19 protein-coding genes are annotated in these 19553 nt (G+C 63.3%); 4 read left to right on the forward strand and 15 right to left on the reverse strand.

The features are described from left to right. The 3 genes from F1643_RS20715 to F1643_RS20725 all read right to left on the reverse strand — a co-directional run. On the reverse strand, positions 1 to 368 hold a 368-nt coding region (locus F1643_RS20715; RefSeq protein WP_194915177.1), incomplete at its 3' end, for a hypothetical protein. Between the two features lie 201 nt (positions 369 to 569). Beyond that, a complete protein-coding gene (locus tag F1643_RS20720; RefSeq protein WP_194915178.1) occupies positions 570 to 815 on the reverse strand; it encodes a hypothetical protein in 246 nt (81 codons plus the stop codon). A 16-nt stretch (positions 816 to 831) separates the two neighbouring features. Then, positions 832 to 5103: a strawberry notch-like NTP hydrolase domain-containing protein gene (locus F1643_RS20725; protein ID WP_194915179.1), complete on the reverse strand. Its 4272-nt coding sequence runs from the start codon at positions 5101 to 5103 to the stop codon at positions 832 to 834. Between the two features lie 493 nt (positions 5104 to 5596). Between F1643_RS20725 and F1643_RS20730 the strand changes: the two genes are divergently transcribed. Then, complete coding sequence (locus tag F1643_RS20730) at positions 5597 to 6133, forward strand: hypothetical protein (protein ID WP_194915180.1); 537 nt, start codon at positions 5597 to 5599, stop codon at positions 6131 to 6133. A 100-nt stretch (positions 6134 to 6233) separates the two neighbouring features. Here the strand turns inward: F1643_RS20730 and F1643_RS25170 are convergent, their stop codons facing one another. The 9 genes from F1643_RS25170 to F1643_RS20770 all read right to left on the reverse strand — a co-directional run bounded on the left by F1643_RS25170 (position 6234) and on the right by F1643_RS20770 (position 12981). Beyond that, positions 6234 to 6686, reverse strand: coding sequence for an XF1762 family protein (locus tag F1643_RS25170; protein ID WP_370540739.1), 453 nt, complete (start codon positions 6684 to 6686; stop codon positions 6234 to 6236). Next, a complete protein-coding gene (locus tag F1643_RS20735) occupies positions 6683 to 7015 on the reverse strand; it encodes a hypothetical protein (RefSeq protein ID WP_194915182.1) in 333 nt (110 codons plus the stop codon). The genes F1643_RS25170 and F1643_RS20735 overlap by 4 nt, the downstream gene beginning before the upstream one ends. Before the next feature lie 232 nt (positions 7016 to 7247). Beyond that, a complete protein-coding gene (locus F1643_RS20740; RefSeq protein ID WP_194915183.1) occupies positions 7248 to 7931 on the reverse strand; it encodes a hypothetical protein in 684 nt (227 codons plus the stop codon). A gap of 147 nt (positions 7932 to 8078) precedes the next feature. After that, on the reverse strand, positions 8079 to 8288 hold the full coding sequence (locus F1643_RS25175; protein ID WP_370540740.1) for a DUF4314 domain-containing protein: 210 nt from the start codon (positions 8286 to 8288) through the stop codon (positions 8079 to 8081). A 361-nt stretch (positions 8289 to 8649) separates the two neighbouring features. Next, a complete protein-coding gene (locus tag F1643_RS20750) occupies positions 8650 to 9138 on the reverse strand; it encodes a hypothetical protein (RefSeq protein WP_194915185.1) in 489 nt (162 codons plus the stop codon). A 782-nt stretch (positions 9139 to 9920) separates the two neighbouring features. Beyond that, positions 9921 to 10286, reverse strand: coding sequence for a hypothetical protein (locus tag F1643_RS20755; RefSeq protein ID WP_194915186.1), 366 nt, complete (start codon positions 10284 to 10286; stop codon positions 9921 to 9923). Positions 10287 to 10336: 50 nt separating this feature from the next. Further along, positions 10337 to 11077, reverse strand: a complete 741-nt coding sequence (locus tag F1643_RS20760) for a hypothetical protein (protein WP_194915187.1) — start codon at positions 11075 to 11077, stop codon at positions 10337 to 10339. A 109-nt stretch (positions 11078 to 11186) separates the two neighbouring features. Further along, positions 11187 to 11555, reverse strand: coding sequence for a hypothetical protein (locus tag F1643_RS20765; protein ID WP_194915188.1), 369 nt, complete (start codon positions 11553 to 11555; stop codon positions 11187 to 11189). Between the two features lie 166 nt (positions 11556 to 11721). After that, positions 11722 to 12981, reverse strand: coding sequence for an ATP-dependent RecD-like DNA helicase (locus F1643_RS20770; protein WP_255543128.1), 1260 nt, complete (start codon positions 12979 to 12981; stop codon positions 11722 to 11724). 392 nt (positions 12982 to 13373) lie between these two features. Here F1643_RS20770 and F1643_RS20775 point away from each other — a divergent pair, with 392 nt between their 5' ends. Next, the gene (locus F1643_RS20775; RefSeq protein ID WP_194915190.1) at positions 13374 to 14123 is read left to right on the forward strand and encodes a hypothetical protein; all 750 of its coding nucleotides are present in this window, start codon (positions 13374 to 13376) and stop codon (positions 14121 to 14123) included. 80 nt (positions 14124 to 14203) lie between these two features. Here the strand turns inward: F1643_RS20775 and F1643_RS20780 are convergent, their stop codons facing one another. The 3 genes from F1643_RS20780 to F1643_RS20790 all read right to left on the reverse strand — a co-directional run bounded on the left by F1643_RS20780 (position 14204) and on the right by F1643_RS20790 (position 15635). Next, a complete protein-coding gene (locus F1643_RS20780) occupies positions 14204 to 14491 on the reverse strand; it encodes a hypothetical protein (RefSeq protein WP_194915192.1) in 288 nt (95 codons plus the stop codon). A gap of 89 nt (positions 14492 to 14580) precedes the next feature. Next, positions 14581 to 14778 (reverse strand): hypothetical protein, encoded by a 198-nt coding sequence (locus tag F1643_RS20785; protein ID WP_194915193.1) that lies wholly within the window; start codon positions 14776 to 14778, stop codon positions 14581 to 14583. Between the two features lie 8 nt (positions 14779 to 14786). Then, positions 14787 to 15635 (reverse strand): phosphoadenosine phosphosulfate reductase family protein, encoded by an 849-nt coding sequence (locus tag F1643_RS20790; protein WP_194915194.1) that lies wholly within the window; start codon positions 15633 to 15635, stop codon positions 14787 to 14789. A 190-nt stretch (positions 15636 to 15825) separates the two neighbouring features. Between F1643_RS20790 and F1643_RS20795 the strand changes: the two genes are divergently transcribed. Together F1643_RS20795 and F1643_RS20800 are read left to right on the forward strand one after the other, a co-directional pair. After that, positions 15826 to 16311 carry a MucR family transcriptional regulator gene (locus tag F1643_RS20795; RefSeq protein ID WP_194915195.1) on the forward strand — a complete coding sequence of 162 codons (486 nt, stop codon included), beginning with the start codon at positions 15826 to 15828 and terminating at the stop codon, positions 16309 to 16311. 171 nt (positions 16312 to 16482) lie between these two features. Further along, complete coding sequence (locus F1643_RS20800) at positions 16483 to 18666, forward strand: ATP-dependent RecD-like DNA helicase (protein WP_194915197.1); 2184 nt, start codon at positions 16483 to 16485, stop codon at positions 18664 to 18666. Positions 18667 to 19553 lie beyond the last annotated feature (887 nt).

A 19553-nucleotide genomic window follows, 5' to 3' on the forward strand; every position in this document is an offset into this window, starting at 1 on the left:
GAAAGCAGGAGTTCGCGCCAGTCCGCTGCGGCCTGTTCGATGGTTCCGGCGTCGGTGTCCGACCGGGAGGCCCCCAGCCGGCATTCGAGGAAGCCGTCGAGAGTTGGAAGCGGCGGCTCGGTTGACCTCCCCCCCTCTGCCGGAGGCTTGGGCCTGACCAGGGCGAGGAAGCGTAGGAACGCGACCAGCTCTGTCGATGACGCGGCGGCAAGCCTCTCCTGACGGCTGATCGTGGACCGCGCTACCGGTGTGCCGCCCAGGAAGTGCAACAGCGCCGCCATGCCAAGCTGGGATTCGATCCCAAGTGCCTTGCGCAGGGCTCGTAGCTCAGGCCCGCTGGCCTGCCCCAGGCCGTAGTTCGTCGCCATGTTTCGTATCCATTCCTATCCAGGGTCGGGGTGCGATCCTGGCCGGCTCCCCTGCCCTCCTCGCCTTCCCGCCGCACTGGCGTTCGACCGCGACATTCGAGGGACGGAGGTGGCGGAGAGGGGGCGAGTTGATTCCCTCCCCTGCTCCTTCGGGGAGCCGGCGGAACCTGCCCGAAGTGCCGGACAGGTTCCTTTCCTGACTTAGGCCGCTTCCGCTGCGTCGGCGTCGTCCTCAGCCACCGGCGCTACCCGGAGAAGCGCGGTCATCACCGACGCATCGGCGGTCGGGACGAAAAGGCGCGTCGCGTACTGGACAATTTCGCGCCGGCAGCCAAGGTCGGCCAGACGCTTGATATCCGACGGCTGGAACCCAACGACCTCGATCCGATACTCGCCGTTGACGCGGGCGCGCTTGAGCTTCCACCCGTTCACCAGATCCAGCCGCACATCGGTAAGAACCGCGTCAATGGCCTCTTCCGGGGTCCAGGCCGTGTTCAGATCGGCGCCCAGCTTCGCCAGGGGTGGAACGCACGCGTCCGGGATGGATCAGGCGACCAAGGTACTGAGCGCCCGTTTCGTCGATCACGCGGAAGACCCGGCCCCCGGCATCCAGGCGGTCCCAGACAGGGAGCAGAACGCCGCAAATGAGGTTCAGATCGTAGCCTTGCAGCTCCTTCGTCGCCCTTGCCTGTTCCAGCCACAGGCTTTGGGCTTCGCTGCTGGACAGGATGGCGAAGGCCTTAGCTGATGACAGGTTACGAGCTTCCTCGAAGCGTTCCGAGTAGGGGCCGATAAGCCGGACTTGCGCTATCACGTTGCCCGATTCATCGGTCCGAGCGCGGGCCGTGGCGACCGCGAACACCGCCCCCGTGGCGATCTCGCGGACGAAGCCGGTAACCTCCCGCCGCTTGCCACCCATCCGTCCGTCGGCAACGGCATGGAAGGACCGGGGCGTGCGGCGGTGCCATGCCCGGAGGTGAACGTAGTAGGTTTCCGCCTTGGACGACGGCTCGACGTACACAGTCCGCGGCGGGCTCACCACTTCGATGCGATCCGCCCGGTATTCCTCGACACCCTGGTTATAGATCCCGGCATCAATCGCCGCCTGAACGTGCTCATCAAGGCGATCTTGGAATTCATCGAAAAGCGCGTTCTGGTCGGCCACCTTCAACGCCAGCAGGCGGTTAAGGAATTGGCGCACCGGAGGGAAGCTGTTGCGAGTGAGGTTCCCTTCCCTATCGGTCAGCCGCAGCCCCAGTTTGCGCTCAAACTCGGCCATGGTGAGTCCGGCAATCGTGCCGCCAATGTGCAGTTCGAGGATGATCTGATTGATTGCCGCCGTGCCGTATTCGCCTTCCAGATTGTCCCGCTCCGACATCAGCCCTTGGCTGCCGGTGTCGCGCTGCCCCTTCGTGAGAGCGCCAAGCGCTCCCAGCCGGCGGGCGATGGACGTAATAAAGCGCAGTTGGCCGCGAAGATTGGTCGTGACCAAGATGTATTCCGGGGCCTGCGCTTGATCGGAGCGGTGGGTGCGACCCAGGGCCTGGGTGCATTCTTTCGCATTCCACCCCGCCTGCAGCACGTAATGACGGCGCAGACGACGGTTCGGGATTTGATTGGACGCGTCAAAATCCACGCCCGTGTTGGCGGCATTGCTGAAAATCAGAATGCGCTTATTGTCGTTGGCGAACGCTTCCATGTCGGCGAGGCGGGCGCCCTCGCTCCGGGATTGGATCTGGCGCGTCGGCAGACCCGTTTCCGGATCGGCCAGCGTTACGACCCGGCGGGACCGGCCCGTAATCTCGGCCACTGTCTCCACGCCGAAATGGTCGATGATGGCTTCCAGCGGCCCGTGCGGCACCTTGAGGCAGCCGACGCGGGCCAGCATGTCGTCACGCATCTTGACCGCTTCGGCACACACGACGCGGTTCCCGGCTTCGTCGATCACAGGGCGGGTCCGCGTGTTGCCCTCTTCGTCGGTGTATTCCTCGTAGGCGTGGACGGGGAACGACGCCTCCAAATACTGCATCAGAATGTCACGAGGCGTCAGGTCCAGATCATCGAGAGCTTCCATGGCGCCCTCCTTGGACAGGGCGCGTTCTTGCTGGGCTTCCAGGGTATTCACCAACTGGACGACCACGGCATGACCGGCGGCAATGTCGCGCTCCATTTTGCGGACGGCCGTCGGCAACTGCATAGACGTCAGGACTTGGTTCCAGAAGCGCTGGTTGGACCCCCAGAATGCCGACAGGGCGGCGCTGCGGGCGCCGGCGTCTGACTTGGAACCCGCTGAATCCATGGCGGCATCGAGGTTGGAAAGCACGACTTGCCAGGCATCAGCCAAGGTATCGTAGGTTTCCAATTGAGCCGGAGCCAGTTCGTGAACGAGGCGCTCGAACTTCACGTCGGCGTACGACAGCGAGCGAGCCGAGAACAAGCCCATGGCCTTCAAATCGCGCGCGACAATCTCCATTGAGGCTACGCCGCCAGCCTCGATGCGGGATACGAAAGCCTCTTTGGTTGGAAACGGGGTGCCCGGCCCATAGATTCCGAGGCGATCAGCGAAGCAGAAATTGCGCACCTCGGATGCCGCGGTGGCGGAGATATAAACAACACGCGCCTTTGGGAGCAGACGTTGAATGTCGATTCCCGCCAAAGCCGTTTGAGACGCTTTCGTACGGCCCCTCTCACCCTTTTCGTCCATGGCGTTGCCCATTTTGTGGGACTCGTCCATTGCAAGAACGCCCTCAAAATCGGAGCCCAGCCAGTCGACGATCTGCTGAACCCGGGATTTACCGGGGCGGTTCGACCGCAGTTCTCCGAACGAAACGAGCATCACGCCATGCGGCGCCTTCACCGGCTCCCCCGCCGGGGTGGCGCGCAAGGGGAACACCAGGGCCGGATCGCCGCCCAGAGCCTTGAAGTCGCGCTTGGCAGCCTTCAAGAGTTTGGTGCTGTCCTTCGTCAGCCAGACATGGCGTTGAATGCCCTTGTGCCAGTTATCCAAAATAACTGCGGCTATTTCGCGCCCTTTGCCCACCCCTGTTCCATCGCCGATGTAATAAGCACGGCGCCACGGGACGCCATCCGTATGTGCTTCCAGCCATTGGGCGTGCGCTTGACCTGCGTAGCAAACGACTTCCAGCTGTGCAGCCGAGATTTTTCCTTCCGCGATCACGTCTTCCGGGAAGCTGGGCACATACCAGATTTCCGGCGGCGTGACCGCCGACATGGCCCAGCTTTCCACGAGCTTTCCCGGATGCGGGGCCGGCGTGGGCAGGCCCAGCTTGGCAGTGTCCAGGCGGGCCGGACGATAAGCGGCAAAGCGGCTATCCGCGCCGTCACCGTCGTCGTCCACCTTGGACGTGCGGCGCACCGGGGCCAGGAGGCGGATAAGCTGTTCCAGGGTGTCCGCCTGCCCGATGACCGGCGCGGTGTTGTTCGCCGGAACCTTGTCGATCACCACGACGCGGGTTTCGATGCTTGTTCCGTGAGCCTTGTAGAGCGCACCCCCCACAAGCAGGTTGGCCCGCACGGCGTATTTGGAGCGGATGCGCGTGATCCAGGAGCCCCGATTGCTGGCGGCTCCGGTGTTCTTGCCGGTGATGCAGACGAGGCGGCCACCGTCCGGGAGCAGCTTTAGCGCGGCCTCGACGTGTTCGCCGGCCACCGAGAGGTCCTTTTTGTCGCCCGTGCGGATCGACCGGCTAAAGGGCGGGTTCATGAGAACCACGGTAGGCGTCAGCTTGCCCGCAAAGATGTTGTGGACCTGTTCGGCATTCTCCCCGGTGGGCTCGTAGCCGAGCGCCCGCAGAACCAGCTTGCGACGGTTGGCGATCTCGTTGACGTGGACCTTGGCTCCGGCATTGGAGGCGTGCACCGCAAGCCCCCCGTTCCCGGCGCTGGGCTCAAACACAACGTCGCCCGCGGTCATGCCCGCAGCCCAAGCCAAAGCGTATGCGTAGGCGGGAGGCGTCGAGAACTGTTGCAGCGCCAGCATTTCGCCATCGCGGCGGGTCTGGGTGGGGAGCAGAGCCGCCGCCGTCTCGATTTCCGATGCGATGCGAACAGCGCTGTCCGCGTCAACGTCCAGGGTCCAGACGGCAGAGTTGGCGCGAATGTGGCGGTTCATCGCCAGCTCCGACGCCTCATAGGCGTCCTTGGCGACGTAAGCGCCAGCGCCCATGGTTCCGCCGAACGCTTCGTCGGCCAGCTTGAAAAGCTCCGCCGACGACATGGCCGCCCCGGCGGTGATCCGTTCCAGGAGGCGATCAGCAAGCAGCGCGTAGCCGCTCACCATCGCTTCGTCGGAAGCCGCCGATGCGGGCGGCGGAGGCTCGTCCGGAGCGCTGTCGTTGGCCGGGGGGTTCCACGCCATTGCGGCCAGCGCCGAGGCATCCAGCGTGCGCACGGTGGACGCCTGTTGCGCCAGAAGATCGCGACGGTACTTCACCACGCCCACGATGCCGGCATTCTCATTTGCGAGCTTGAGCAGCACCTTACGCAGGTATTCGCCGGCGGTGTTCAGAACGGGCATTGGCGAGGCAGCATGGGCGGGGTCAACAACAAGAACCTCACACCGAATGACCTCGACGTTGAGAGCCGTGAACATGCCGGCGGGCGTGCAGCGAACCTCGATGCCGAAGCCGCGAGGCAGCGTGCCAGCCTGGACGGCGGCGCCAACGCTGGAACGGTAGCGGTTCATGACAAGCGAAAAGTCGGGAGCGGATTGCATGCGGGAGCCTCTGCGGGCGGAGTGTGGGGAACACAGCGCCGTTATATCGTACACAGCGCAGGGGCGCAACAATAAATGAAGCGTAACGCTGCACTTTAATAGATGAGATCTGTGAACTTAAGGTTCATCCAATGTCGGCGGTTGGACGATGAGCCAGTGTAAAGCCTCTCAGGTTGAAAGGAAGCAGGAAGTATGTCTCTCGAAACACTTGATGTCCCAGTTAGACGTTGGCTTGCCCGGTTATTCCTGGTTGGGAAGCTGCTGGTAGCGCCAAAGTGCAAGCTGCGTCAGATATGGCGCAGGTCGCGCACGGGCGAAGGCGGAAGAGCATCACCCAGCGGCAGCGGCAGCTAGTCGTCTGCAGCCCAGAGAACCGCCGCGGCGACTGCGGCAATCTCCGCAACTCTCCATCGCGTGCTCTGGAAATCGCCTCTCATGGAACCGCTTGTCTGAGCCTCCGTTCAGATGAGGGCGTTAACCCCAGGATGGAACTATGTCGTCTTCGCATCGCAAGATCATGATCAACAGGGCACCGGTGTTGACGCTGTGGGCTACAGTGGTCGCGGAACGGCTTGGTCTGGACCATGATGAAGCTCTCACCATGGGCAAGGCGCTATCGGGCCTCACAGCGCATGCCAAGGGCGTCCGGCTGGGAATTTTCGAGCCGACCCCAGAGACGGTGAGCGATCAGCGCAAGGCGCTCCAGGATGGCGACGAGATCCACCTCCACCTCATGGGACGGTCGATCCCAACCGTGCACACCAAGGACGGCTTGCGTGCGGTCCGTCAAGGCAAGCCGATCACGCCGGCGAGCGTGAACCGGTACTTGGCCGGGAAGTTTGGGGACGACCTGGAGGATGTGCGTCAGGCCATGACGGTGCTGGCCCACTCATTGCCACCGGCGGACCTCGCACGGCAGGCGTTCCGGATGTATGAGGCGTTCCGGCCCGACGTGAAGGCTGGCACCGCCGGCTGGGGCGCCGAGGGCGAGTTGGACTTGGCGAAGCTCGCCCCGGCTGCCCGTTCGTGACGGACGATATGCGCTCTGCACGGTCGGTCTCTCCGTGTCGTGCTTCGACGCAGAGGAGCCGCGGCGAGCCCGGCGTGCAGAGTATGCATGCGCCGCTCCCTCAGTCTTGGAGTGCCGGACGTGCCGCCTTGAGGTCGCGTGCCCAGCGGATCTTCGGCACCAGAGGGGTCTTGTCGGTCCTCTGGCGGCTCCGGCTGTTCCAGCTCTTCGGTCGGGTTACATGCTCGGGTTTCCAGCGGGCGTAGCGAAGGCTCATGCCGGATTCCGTCGAGAGCGTGTATGTGATTATGCGGTCGAACCCCCTCCGAGCAGCTTCAGAGGCCGCCCAGGCATAAAGGGTCGAGCAGGCCTTGTACCGAAGCGTGTCCGGCAGGCTCCTATCAACGCACAGCCGGTTAACCTCCACCCAGGTCGTCTGCGGCAGCATCCGAGCTACCGGGCGCCCAACGGAAACGACGCCCACCAGCGTGTGTCCATTCCAGACGCCAGCCCCATAACGCCAACAGACCGGAGGCGGGCAGTGATCGTGGTGGCGCTGGACGAAGGCTTTCATCCTGGAAAAGGCGATGGCGCGACTTCCAACTCGCAATCCAAGAGCAGCTGCCCGTCCTGATCGGCCACCCGACGCAGCCGCTCAGCGCCCAAGTGCTCCGCCGCTTGCAGGTTCTGCAGCAGGGCCGTGCGGAAGTCCGGATCGGCCATCTCATAAACCAGTTCCTCATAGAGCAGGTGGCAGCAGGTGGAGATCATGAAGGAGTGATCCGACCAGATTTCGGCCAGTTCCACGACCTGCGGCTCGCCGCAATGGATGCACGTCGGGATGGTGTAGTCGCGGTCGAAGTCGATGGCGAGCTGCCGATCACCCTTGCACAGCATGTTCATGGCAGAGTCCGGGTGTAGCGCGACCGTGCGGCGGCGCTCTGGGGTCGGGGACGGACGGTGACGGTTAGGCCCGCACAATGGCGGGGAGGTCGATCAACGGGCAGGCGGCCACGGCCTGGATCGGCGGGGCGTCACAAAGACGGGTGACGGTTGGGCTTGTTTGTGGAACCGAACGCTCCGGCCGGCGGGTTGACTGTTTCGGTGACGAGGTTGCTGCGGTAGATGCCCACCTTCACGCCAGCAGCTCCACCTTGTCGAGCCGGGTCACGCAGGTGTCCCAGTACGACTTCCACACCCCGTCCGGGATGAACCAAGAGTATGAGCTGTTCGGGTAGCTGCAGCTCTTGCACTCGCCTGCGAACGGCGGGGGCGACAGGGTTCCGGTCATTCCCTCCGTGCTGGACAGCGAGAACCCAGGCTCCCGATGGACCACGCGTATCCGTGTGCCCGGCGTCTTAGGCGGAAGCCGGAGCAGCACGAACCAGTCGCTGGTTCCCGGCCCATCATGGCCGGAGAACACATGGGTCCAACCAGGGGTTAGCGGCACCTCTCCCTTGACCGGAATGGCGTAGGGGCAGCGGGTGAGCATGTGGGGCCAGGGTTGAACGGGCGCACCTTCCATAGCGGCATAACCGCTCTCCTGCCGGACGGCGGCGACGCACTCAATCGGAGGCACATCCGCGATCAGTCCCGCGCGGCGGAGGACCGCCAAGCCGCGCGCCGACACCGGCCAGGGCTTGCCGTCGCGCTCGTAGTAGGCGGGCTTCACCAAGACGCCCGTGCTGTGGAGGTCCAGCAGGCGGTCCGGCGGTACCGTGCCTGTGCCGATGATGGAGCAGGCGGGATCAGCATGGATCGCCGCGAGCGTGTCCAACTCGGCAGTGCACAGGATCGGGAGAGAGGATATGACGACCATGGAGTGCTCCGGTGTCGCGGTCGGATTCCCGGCGCGGGAATGGCTGCAAGCGGGGGGACGCAGGTGCCGCTGGTCAGCTCAGGCGCTGGCTCCCAGTGTCAAGGAGCCAAGGACGGGGGCGCGATCCAGGGAACGCGCCCGCAGCGGCTAGGCGATGATTTCGAACTCGTCTTCCGGCAGGGCGAGCATCAGGGACCTGCCATTGTCCCAGTCGACATGGATTTGGCCATGCCCCGGTGTCCCGAAACTGAACATGTTCACGGCTTTGACCGTGCCGGTGGCCCCCCGGCTCAATCGGACAGGGATCGGCCCCCATCTTAACCAGGCGGATGCGGTCCCCGGCCTCGGGCAGATCATCCGGCGCGATGGCGGCGCTCATACCGGGTCTCCCATGCTCAGCTCGGCCTGGAGGGCCTCGTCGGACTTGTCCGCGCAGAATGGGCACTCGCCATCGTAGGCGTCATCGCTGGACGCGCCGCGGCCATGGCAGGTGCTGCAGACGTCTTCATCCTCATCGTCGTCCCTGTGGGGGGCGGCCCGCCGGCGGTGGTGCAGTTCGTCTGCTCTGGCTGCGGTGCGCTGAGGTCGGTGCCGGTGATCGCAGTGCCGACAATGTTCGGGCCGTCTGTGTTGGACCATGCCCTGAGCGCCTTGTGCAGCGCCGCGGCCGTCGCGGTGTCCGGCGCATCGATGTGGGTCACGAAGCTGACGCGCGGCATCATGCGGCTTCCTTGTTGCCGCTCACCTTTGCGAGCAGCCTCGTGATGTCCCGCTCCAGCCCAATAAAGTCGTCGACCTGTGGGGTCGGCGTCTTGTAGCCGGCCATCGCGGCGATAGTGGGTAGCGCGTCGGTCAGCAGAGCGAGCATATGCGGCAGGTGAACCAGCATGGCGCGGCCGTCCGCGCTGTCGAAAACCGCGCGCTCGGCCTCGGTGAGGAAGCGCATGCCGTTGTCCTCCAACGAGAAGCCATCGGGATCAACGTCCCTCTCCTGGCCGTCGGACATGGACACGACGCGGTAACCGTCGGCGCTGCTGGCATCCACCTTCCAGCCATCGATCAGGCCTGCGGTCGGAACGTCGCGAACAGGCGCTTGTCGATAGAGGTGGCCGCAATCGGAGCGGTCATGGCGGTGGCCAAAACTTCGGGTGCAGGCATAGCTGCGGTCGCCTTGTATGTTGGGGAACGAGGTAAATGTATCGTACACAGCGCATAACGCAACCCAAAAAAAGCAGCGCGCGCCGAAATTATTTACCGTTACTCTGGATCTCTACGAAGTCAGGCTCTGACGCAGAGTGAAATCTGTGGTTCCAATTGTCTATGTGGGACAATAAACAACAAACACCAGCAGCCACGCCTTGGAAGACGTGGCCGATGTAATTTCGCCTTTCGCCCGCGATTACCGGGTTCTAGCCCGTCGACGGTTGGGCGAGCAGCGCAAGTGCTCCTGCCCTCTTTCTGTGAGTGCCCACGGTTCAAGCCACGCTCTCTTGCCCGGCGAGTGCCGGACGATGCCCAATGCAGCGAGGGTCCGGGCCAGACGCCAACGGCTGTTCCGCTCCCGGCCCCAGACAAGCGGTGCCGAGGGATCAGCCTGGATCGCGGCCAGTGTGCGGAGCTGCTCAGCGTCCAGCACCGGTCGCCACGGAGCATCGGGATCGAACGGCTCCAGCTGGCGCAATTCCATCATGCGCTCGCGCGGTTTGCGCTCACGCCCGATGGGAGGGAACTCGACATAGCAGTGGTCATCGAAGGGTGATCCGCAGAGACGCCGGATCGTCCCAGCGCGGCCAGTCATATTGTCTCCCATGACTCGGCTATCGTAGGTGCAGACGACGCAGCTACCCTCCCGAAACCAGTTGGCCGCTTCCGCGTAACGGGCTTTACGATCCTTCGTGCAGAACCCGAGGCAAGCGCCAGTCTTGCAGCGGCCGTCGAAGCAATAATCCACTGCATCAGGCGGCTGGTGACGGGCAAAACGGGAGCCGGTCATTCGGCCAGCCCCTCGCGCTGGCTCCGTGACCGCACACCGAATTGCTCGAAGCTCATGCGCGTTCCGCCGATGGTGCAGAGCCGCCCATGCACCACGCTCTGGTCGACACCGTAAGCACGAGCCTCCTGCAGAACCTCTCGGTAGATCTGCCGATCCAGCGTCGGAGCGGCTTGGCCATCGCGCCAGATAAGGAAGTGGCCGATCCGCCAGTCCCGCGTCACGCGCCGGCCAAGCGCCCCGTCGTACACCCGGCGTCGGGTGACGACCACGGCTACGAGCCAGCGGCCTTCAACAAGGGCGTCGGGTGCCGCTATCCATGACGCCAGTGCGGCCCGCGTAGCCGTCGGCTCGACCATCGGCATGTCGTCGCCTGGAAGGTACCAGACAGGGGATGAGGGGCTCTGCATCGACATCAGTCCTCCGCTTTGCGCAGTCTGGCCGTCATGGCGTTCCAGCTCGCGAAGTGCGCAGCCGCGGTGACACCGAAGGGCCGCTCCGTCACATGCCAGTCCAGCCAGTCATCCGTCTCGCCGGGAACCGGGTGCGCGCAGCCGAACTGCTCGGCCCAGGCTTTTGCATCGTCGAGCAGCTTCGTTTCCCACTTGGTGCCCTTGGGAGCCTTCGGGTGGGTGGCGTAGTCATTAGGACCGCCCTGACCGCGATTGTCGGCGAGTAGAACCGGCTTGCCGTCATAGGCGATCGTCGCCGTAAAGCACGGCGTCTCCTCGCTCAGAGCCTTGACCTCGCGGTAGTTCGTGACGGCCCATCTGTCCATGTCCGAGGGCGGATCAACCGGCAGGGGGTGGTTGGACCGGTGGTAGAGGTAGGCCGGACCACGGCTTTCCTGACGCCCCCCATCCAGGACGACGACGACGTTCTCTCCGCCCTTGCTGACGACGCCGTACACCATCGCCCCCTCATGTTCGTATTCGACACGGGCTCCCTTCTCGAGCGTCAGGTTCGCCATGAAATCGTGCAGCTTGGACGGGATGGGCACCTTGGACGGGGTGAAGACGGCGGGACCGCCGGTGAAAACTTCCAGATCGTCGGTGACGACGGAAACCTTGGCCGCGACCTTGAACACAACGGCGTTTACCGTCTTCTTGGTCTTCGGGTGGGTCAGGCAAACGCGGTCGCCCTTGCTGTGCGGCATGGTGCGGTTCTTTCCAGGGCTGAGGGGCTATGTGGCGGTGTGGAGAGCGGTAGGATGCGGTCGGCGGCTGGCGTTCGGGATGGGAAAAGGGACAGCCGCCAACCGGCTCTTACACCGCGCGAAGAGAGGAATTTTCGAACGACTTAAGCCGGACCGAGGCGGGAGCGCCGGTCAAGGCGAGGCCCGAGTGGGGTCGGCGACGAACGCTGAAAGGTTCAAGGCCGGGCGGCACAACGGTATCCATCACAAGGCGGAAGTCCGCCACCGGCAGGACGATCTCCTCGCGCGTGTCTTCCAAAACCACGCGGCCAAACCTCATACCGTCTTTGGTGTCGAAGCTGCTTTTCAGAATGCAGCGCCGCCCTTTGTGTTGGCCTTCCTCAATGATCCAGCGAATGTTCGTGGTTTGCCAAAGCGGGAGCTTCTGCGGGCCGAAAAGGTCGGATTGAGAGCCGGGCGGCGGATGAATAGTAGGCATTGGAGCCTCGGACGTGTTTGGGGAACACAGCAAAAATATCGTACACAGCGCATGACTGCAACGAAATAATGCACTCTGTACGATAGATTTCGCGGGCCGAAGCTGGTACAAGCCTTGGCGTTTTCGCTGTGCTGGTAGGACGAGGAGCGGCGCGGGATCGTGTAGATCAGGCAGCGAGCTGCAATTCGCAGTCATCGAACACCGGCATATTCCACCGGCCGCCAAGGTCTTCTCTCAGGAGGAGCACCAGTTCGTCGCTGGCGCGAGTGACCGCGGTATAAAGCCAACGCCAGCGGTCATCGCGAAAGACGCGCGAGTCGTCAATGACCGTCACGCTGTCCCATTCACTGCCCTGTGCTTTGTGGACAGTTAGGACATAGCCAAAGTCGAATTCCTCAATACCTTTTCTAACCTTAGGGCGGGTGATGCTGTGATTAAAGTGCTGTTGGAACATCCATGGTGACGTGGGTAGATCTTTGCGCCTTTTCGCCTCATCCTCAATCAGGACCGAAAGGTTGAAGACGCCCTCCCCTTTCTCAAAGCCCTGCTCGGCGTCGGCCGTCATGATGCCCATCATGCCGTTGAATAGCGCTGCGTCGCGGTTGTTCTTGCAGCACATGACGGGCTCCCCCCGCATTGGCATCGGGCCGGAGAACCCGTGCAGCGCACGCAGGCGGCTCGTGTAGGCAAAGCGGACTTTGTGAACCCCGCACAGTGTCTGCGTCGTGCGGCGGGCGACGAGGCGCTGGGTCTGGGGGGTGAGCGGGAGAACGTGGGCCGAACCGGCGGACCCGAAACGGCGCGGCAGCTCGCCATTGCGGATCATGGTCGCCAGCCGGATGATCGGGCTTTCCTTGGCCTGCCGGTGGATCTCGCGCAGGAGGAAATCGGGGGCAGTCTTCGTAAATGCGCCGGCGCCGCTTACGGGCGGAAGCTGGTACGGATCGCCGAGGACCAAAACCTTCTTCCCGAACATCAGAATGTCATTGGCCAGCCGCTCGTCGATCATCGAGCATTCGTCCAGCACGATCAGGTCCGCCTCTGCGGCCGGCCCGTCGATACGGGAAACGAAGTAGATTTCCCCCGTCTCCTCGTCCTCGCGGGGCTCGTAGATCATCTGGTGGATGGTTGTCGCGTCCTTGACCCCCTTCTTGCGCAAGATGTGCGCAGCCTTCCCGGTGTAGGCACCGGAGGCCACCTTCTTGACCTTGTTCCGCTCTTTGAGGCGTTCGATCACCTTGTTGGCCGTGTACGACTTGCCGGTACCAGCGCCACCGCCGAGAAAGTAAACCTGGGGAGCACGCTTGTCGCTGTACCAGCCTTCAATCGCACGGATCGCAGCGAACTGTTCGTCGCTGGGCGAGGTCTCATCGTAAGTGTTTTGCGGGATCATCGCGGCGGCCATTCGTTTGACCAAGGAGAGCATGGTAGGGGCTCCGTAACGACTCAATGAATTTAAGCCCGTTACGGGCTTTTCCGCAAGGCGCGAAAGCAACGACTGCGATAAATATTGCTCTCCGTCCGAGTAAAACGGTAGAATAGCGCTCCCTGCCCTTCCGATTTCCTACCCGGACAATGAAGCTCAAGAACCTCGCCTTGCCCGCCTTCGCCCTACTGACGCTTGCGGGATGCACGCCGCTCGTGGTCCTAATGACGCCCTCACCGCCGCCCGGCCTGCGGTCGTCAGGCCGGCCGCCGGCAGAAGTGAAGCGTCAAGTGCCTGCCTCCGCCGGCCAGGATCAGGCCCCGGTCCAGCATCCCATCCGGTAGGAGAAAACAGTGGCTAGAGGCGACGTCACTAGGAAGAAGATTTCAGGGATGAGCTCGGCGGAGCGTGTGTCGCTCGCCGAGAAGAAGGCGTCCGAACTCTGGCGCTTCATCGGGAGTCTAGCCCAGACCCACGGCAACAATCAAATCGTCAACGCAACGGACCGGCTATCCAGCCAAATTGGGCGCTCGTATGCCGCACACGCCTTCTTCGATTTCCAACAGGCCATCCTCTATATGGAGCTGGCGAAGTTGACAGCCCTATGGGATCGCCCTGACCTAGGAAAGTTCAGTATACCGACTGTGATCGCACTGATTGATGAGCCGAAAGTGCTGCGCATTCTTTACCGCCGCCGGCTTTTCGAGCGGTTGGAGCTGGAGAGAGTGTTCCGGCGCAATCACCGCGAGGAGTTCGCCTTCGAAGAACTACAACAGCACTGCCATGTAATCCGAGTTGGCGCTATAGAAGCTGCCCGGCGGTCATACCGTAAGCAACTCCGGATTGGAATGGGGGTTGGCCGGGCGGTGATGGAGTCCAAGCGTTTGCTGTCCATCCGTGACTTTCGGGACCGTTACATCGCCCACAACCTTGATGCCGATGATCCCGGCATTGCGGCTAGACCCTACACGGCGCCGAAATTCGGTCAGGAGCGGCGCTTGCTCATGACGACGTGCCGCGTCACGGACGCGCTGAACGGGGTCATTCGTGGGGCGGGCTTCCAATTCGAGAGCCTGCTAGGGGACGGAAAAAGGAACGCCGGCTACCTGTGGGATGGGTGTCGGTTCACAGCCATTCAATAGCCCAAACTCATAGGGCTCAGCTGGCTGTGGCTTAGGAGGCGAACCCCAACGCGTCGGGTTGGAACTGGCGGAGTGCGGCCTTAGTCGATTCCCTTGGTGTCCGAGCGCGACAAGGGCTCCATGCTCCGGCGCTCGTTCGCCTCGTCGACCGCCTGGTTGAATGCACGACGCATCATCCAGATGTCGCGCCAGAACGCCGTATAGCGGAAACCCAGCCATGCCAGCAGGACGGCCGCGATGACCGCGCTCGCGATCAGGGTCGCTGTGTGCAGCCAGGGGAGTAGCTGGCTCGACACGACCAGAGCGCACATGCCGATGGCGATGACACTCAGTGCCAAACGGTTGCGGTGGTTGTTACGGTAGGACATCGGGCTGCACCTCTCGCCGGGAGCATACCCGGAGAGGAGGCCATCCGACAGGGCGAAGTGGGGCTCACCAGAAAGTGGCCCCTGGGCGGTCAGCAGGGGCCGGCGTTTTCGCCGTATGCGCCCTTCGGCAGGTGCCAGTCCGCGGTAGCCACGCGGATCGGCCCTTCGTAGGTGCGGGACATGGCGATGCGGACGATCTCCGGATCCATGTCATAGGCGCGGCCGCGGTCGGCACGCTGGGTGACCGTCTCGTCCCGCTGGATGGTGTGCCCCAGTCGCCCCTCCATCCCAGAGATCACGCCGAACATCTCAGGCGCCGCAACGCGCAGACTGGCCCATTGCGATGGCGAGCCATAGATGCAGCCGGCGCAAGATGCCCGCCCCAACCCAGGTGGTAGCAGGGATGAGCTACAACCCCATGTCGCCTGACGATTGCCCAGACATCCTCGTCACTCCAGGCGTGCACGGATCGCCAGACGTGGACTGTGCGGTTGACCCGTCTTCCAGGTGCGTTGCAGCGATGGTTCTCAAATGGCAGGTACTTGGCCCTATTAGCGCTCTCCGCTGCCCGCTCCCCTGTCATCACCAGCACGCGCGTGCCTCGGAACCTCTCTTGGTTGTTGATCGCTATGGACATTACATCCACCTTCAAAGCACCACTGCACCAGCGAATGCGCAGATTGGGCGAGAGCGCTGGCCAGCGCCGCCGGGTCGCGATTTCGCCGCGCTCCCCGCCGGCCACCTTCACGCCATCGGGTGTTTCGAGGGCCACGGGCGCGATCATGGCATTACTCTTCAAGAGTTCACGCTTGAAGCCGCCGATCCGCCATGAGAAGTAGATGCGCAAACCAAAAGCTGCAGCGAACTTCCGGCAGTAATCTGCCGTCACCGGCCAGTCCATGAAATTGCCGTCGTCCTCACGACCGTCAACATCATGGTGCCAAAGTTCAATTTTTTCAGGATCAACACCACGCTCCAGTAGGTCAAGGACCAGTGCAACGCTGTCTTTGCCCCCGCTGAATGCTATAAGGAAATGGTCATAGCTTGCCAAGTCCGGTTCGAAGAATGGAACCGAGACGGGGCCAAACGCCGAGGCCGTAGCTGAGGCGGTGTCGGAGAAGATGTCCAGCGTGTACTGGAACATGGGTGGGCTCCGGAATTGTGGGGGAGTGGCGCTGATGAAACGCATAATATCGTACAGAGCGCACATCTCAAGAAGAAAAGTGGTAAATTTAGATTTTTTCTTTGCGGCACTGGTACTGTGATGGATATCGTTCTTCGTGATTTTTGACGGATCTCATCACCGTCTTGCACCGACAGTGGAGACACTTTGAATGTCCGAGCAGAACCATGAAGATCGTTTTGACCAAGCGGGCCTGGTGCAGATCACCACCAAGATTGCGTCCGCGTACCTGAGCAACCATACCCTGGCAGTGGCTGAGATCCCTGCCGTGCTACGCGGGATCTACGGGGCGCTCTCCACCGCGAGCAGCTCCTCATCGGTGCAAGCTGAGGTCCAGCAGCCGGCCGTCCCCATCAAACGTTCCGTGTCGCAAGACACGATCACCTGCCTGGAGTGCGGGCAGAAGAACAAGCTTCTCAAGCGTCACCTGCGCGTCGAGCACGACCTGGCGCCCGACGAATACCGGGCGAAATGGGGGCTGCCGCCGGAGTACCCGATGGCGGCACCTGCCTACGCGGCGGCTCGATCCGAACTGGCAAAGAGCATGGGGCTTGGGCGTCGCGTTCAGACACCCGCGCCAGTGGCGCCGGATAAGCAGACAGCGCGTGGCCGTGGTCGTGGCAAGGCGACCCCCTGAGGTCGAGGTGATACTGGGGAGCGACCAGATGGCCGCCGCCGTCGCCTGGAGGGCGCTGGCAATCCCAGCCCTTTCGAACAAAGCAGCGTCTTGGAAGACCTCGATGACGGGACAACCACAGCGGAGCTGACAATTCTGGTCTCACGGTCGGGAATCCAGCACACTCGCTGCATGAGCGGGCAAGCCATCGCGTCATCGACGGAGTCCCTGGCCGGGCTGGTGGAGCGCGTGACCTTCCACAGCGCCGAGACCGGCTTTTGTGTGCTCCGGGTGAAGGTCCGCGGACATCGGGACTTGGTTGTCGTCGTCGGACATGCGGCGATGATCTCGGCCGGGGAATGGATTCAGGCGAGCGGCAGCTGGGTCAACGATCGCACCCACGGTCTCCAATTCAAGGCCACCTTCCTGAAGGCGACCCAGCCCACCACGCTGGAGGGCATCGAGAAGTACCTGGGTTCCGGGATGATCAAGGGCATCGGCCCGGTCTACGCCAAGAAGCTGGTGAAGGCGTTCGGCGAGGCCGTGTTCGACGTCATCGAGGCCGAACCCGGTCGCCTGCGCGAGGTCACGGGCATCGGGCCCAGGCGGGCCGATCGCATCATCAAGGGATGGGCCGACCAGCGGGCGATCAGGGAGATCATGCTGTTCCTGCACGCCAACGGCGTCGGGACATCCAGGGCCGTCCGCATCTACAAGACCTACGGGCAGGAGGCCATCCAACTCATCACCGAGAACCCATACCGGCTCGCCCGAGACATTCGCGGCATCGGCTTCAAGACGGCCGACCAGATCGCGGCCAAGCTGGGCATCGAGAAGACGGCCATGGTCCGCGTCCGGGCGGGCATCGGCTACGCGCTGGCCGAGGCTATGGACGAGGGGCACTGCGGCCTGCCGGTGGAGGACCTGGAGAAGCTGGCCAGCGAACTCCTGGAGGTCGGCACCGATCTGGTGGCCGAGGCGCTGGCGGACGAGCTTCGCGACGGCGCCGTCATAGCCGACCAGTTGGAGGGCAGGAGCTGCGTCTTCCTGGCCGGGCTGTACCGGGCCGAGCAGGCCATCGCAGCCCGGCTGCGGGGGCTTGCGGCCGGGACGCTGCCCTGGCCCGCCATCGACATGGAGAAGGCGCTGGAGTGGGTGGAAGGAAGGACGGGGCTGACGCTGGCGCCGAGCCAGCGGGAGGCTGTCCGACTTGCGCTGGCATCCAAGGTCATGGTCATCACCGGCGGCCCAGGCGTCGGCAAGACAACCCTGGTCAATTCCATCCTGAAGATACTGGCCGCCAAGCACATCCGCATCCTGCTGTGCGCCCCGACCGGCCGGGCAGCCAAGCGGCTCTCCGAGAGCACCGGGCTGGAGGCCAGGACCGTCCACCGGATGCTCGCCTTCGACCCGGCTGCCGGGGGCTTCAAGCACAATGAGGAGAACCGGCTGGAGTGCGATCTGCTCGTCGTCGATGAGACATCCATGGTCGACGTGCCCCTGATGAACGCGTTGCTGAAGGCGACCCCCGACAGGTCGGCCCTGATCCTGGTCGGCGATGTCGACCAGTTGCCGTCGGTAGGGCCGGGGCAGGTACTGGCCGACGTGATTGCATCCGGCGCCGTGCCCGTGGTGCGCCTGACCGAGGTGTTCCGGCAGGCGGCCGCGAGCCGCATCATCGTCAATGCCCACCGCATCAACCAGGGCCAGATGCCGGACTTGGCGCCGGTCGAAGGTTCGGACTTCTACTTCGTCGAAGCGGCGGAACCGGAGATCGGTGTTCGCAAGCTCATCGAGGTCGTCAGGAACAGGATCCCGAAACGCTTCGGCCTCGATCCCGTACGCGATATCCAGGTGCTCTGCCCGATGAACCGCGGGGGCCTCGGCGCCCGGTCGCTGAATGTGGAACTCCAAGCCGTCCTGAACCCGCCGGGCGATGTCCGGGTCGAGCGCTTCGGCTGGACCTACTGTGTCGGCGACAAGGTGATGCAGACCGAGAACGACTACGAGAAGGAGGTCTACAACGGCGACCTGGGCGTCATCACCGCAATGGACCCGGAGAACAGTGAACTGCTGATCGACTTCGACGGCCGTGAGGTCGCTTACGAGTTCGGCGAACTGGACAGGGTATCGTTGGCCTACGCGACGACGATCCACAAGAGCCAGGGCTCGGAATACCCGGCCGTCGTTATCCCGCTGGCTATGCAGCACTGGAGCATGCTCAGGCGCAATCTCGTCTACACCGGCGTCACCCGCGGGAAGCGACTGGTCGTCGTCGTGGGCCAGCGGAAGGCGCTCGGGATGGCGGTGCGGGCACGGCAGGAGGGGCGTCGGTGGTCGAAGCTGAAGGAATGGCTTCTCGCAAAAGCAGCCTGACCGTTATGGGAACGCCTTCCGGCTCCAAGAGGGTACGGGCGCTTCGTCAGTTTCACCTCCCCGTTGACCGTGAGATCGGGCCGGCTTCAGGTCGCCGTTGATCTCAGAACAATGGGAGTTGCACCTTGCCGCCATCGTCCGCGTGGCGCCGTGCTGCCTGCACAGCGGCATTCTGGGCGCCCTCCTGGCTGCGCGATCTCCCGCTGGCAACTTGCTCGCCGGCAACGGTTACGTTCCATACCCAGCATTCAGGGCGCCAGGTTACAGCGAGATCGCACCCGTGAATGCGGGTGACAATGTGACGAACGGACCAAACCGGGGACTGGTGCATCAGGGCCTCAGGTGCGATTGGTCAACAGCCAGACCACATCGGGCGTTTTATCAGGCGGCGGGGAAACTACGGAGGAGACTGCCAGCCCTCATCACCAGACCGAAGACGACGGCCGAGGCTTGGGTCGGGCGGCTGCGGGTCAGCTCGGCCTATTGATCGCTTGCTCTTCGTTTGCCGAGTTGGCCATGACCTCAACAAGCGTGTCCATGTCGTGGTACAGTCTTTCCAATATTTGCGCGACGATCTCACTCGCAGGACCTTTTTCGCTGCCCCCGATCGCGAGAGGGCGCAACACTTCGAATGCCTCATTCATGGAAGTAAAAGCAGTCGCAAGTCGTTCATTTCGCGTCATGGTATTCCTCAGATAACGCCGCCGTCGCAGGTGGACGGCGGGTTTGTACGGTGCCGGTTCTAGTGCGGCACCCTAGCCGCAAACTCGTTAATCGACAACTTAAGGCAGCTGGCGGTCCTGCAGGTCGGCGCCCTCGGCTCGCGTTACTTGCTGACGGGGGCGGCGCGCTGGGCGCGCGGCCAGTTCCACCGCGGCGGCTGACCG

Origin of the sequence: Azospirillum sp. INR13 (assembly GCF_015390205.1) — a bacterium.
Taxonomy (GTDB): domain Bacteria; phylum Pseudomonadota; class Alphaproteobacteria; order Azospirillales; family Azospirillaceae; genus Azospirillum.

Coding starts and splice junctions, on each gene's coding strand:
- F1643_RS20725 (WP_194915179.1), bottom strand. CDS start 5,103: ATGCAATCCGCTCCCGACTTTTCGCTTGTCATGAACCGCTACCGTTCC.
- F1643_RS20730 (WP_194915180.1), top strand. CDS start 5,597: ATGTCGTCTTCGCATCGCAAGATCATGATCAACAGGGCACCGGTGTTG.
- F1643_RS25170 (WP_370540739.1), bottom strand. CDS start 6,686: ATGAAAGCCTTCGTCCAGCGCCACCACGATCACTGCCCGCCTCCGGTC.
- F1643_RS20735 (WP_194915182.1), bottom strand. CDS start 7,015: ATGAACATGCTGTGCAAGGGTGATCGGCAGCTCGCCATCGACTTCGAC.
- F1643_RS20740 (WP_194915183.1), bottom strand. CDS start 7,931: ATGGTCGTCATATCCTCTCTCCCGATCCTGTGCACTGCCGAGTTGGAC.
- F1643_RS25175 (WP_370540740.1), bottom strand. CDS start 8,288: ATGATCTGCCCGAGGCCGGGGACCGCATCCGCCTGGTTAAGATGGGGG.
- F1643_RS20755 (WP_194915186.1), bottom strand. CDS start 10,286: ATGCCGATGGTCGAGCCGACGGCTACGCGGGCCGCACTGGCGTCATGG.
- F1643_RS20760 (WP_194915187.1), bottom strand. CDS start 11,077: ATGCCGCACAGCAAGGGCGACCGCGTTTGCCTGACCCACCCGAAGACC.
- F1643_RS20765 (WP_194915188.1), bottom strand. CDS start 11,555: ATGCCTACTATTCATCCGCCGCCCGGCTCTCAATCCGACCTTTTCGGC.
- F1643_RS20770 (WP_255543128.1), bottom strand. CDS start 12,981: ATGCTCTCCTTGGTCAAACGAATGGCCGCCGCGATGATCCCGCAAAAC.
- F1643_RS20775 (WP_194915190.1), top strand. CDS start 13,374: ATGAGCTCGGCGGAGCGTGTGTCGCTCGCCGAGAAGAAGGCGTCCGAA.
- F1643_RS20780 (WP_194915192.1), bottom strand. CDS start 14,491: ATGTCCTACCGTAACAACCACCGCAACCGTTTGGCACTGAGTGTCATC.
- F1643_RS20785 (WP_194915193.1), bottom strand. CDS start 14,778: ATGGAGGGGCGACTGGGGCACACCATCCAGCGGGACGAGACGGTCACC.
- F1643_RS20790 (WP_194915194.1), bottom strand. CDS start 15,635: ATGTTCCAGTACACGCTGGACATCTTCTCCGACACCGCCTCAGCTACG.
- F1643_RS20795 (WP_194915195.1), top strand. CDS start 15,826: ATGTCCGAGCAGAACCATGAAGATCGTTTTGACCAAGCGGGCCTGGTG.
- F1643_RS20800 (WP_194915197.1), top strand. CDS start 16,483: ATGAGCGGGCAAGCCATCGCGTCATCGACGGAGTCCCTGGCCGGGCTG.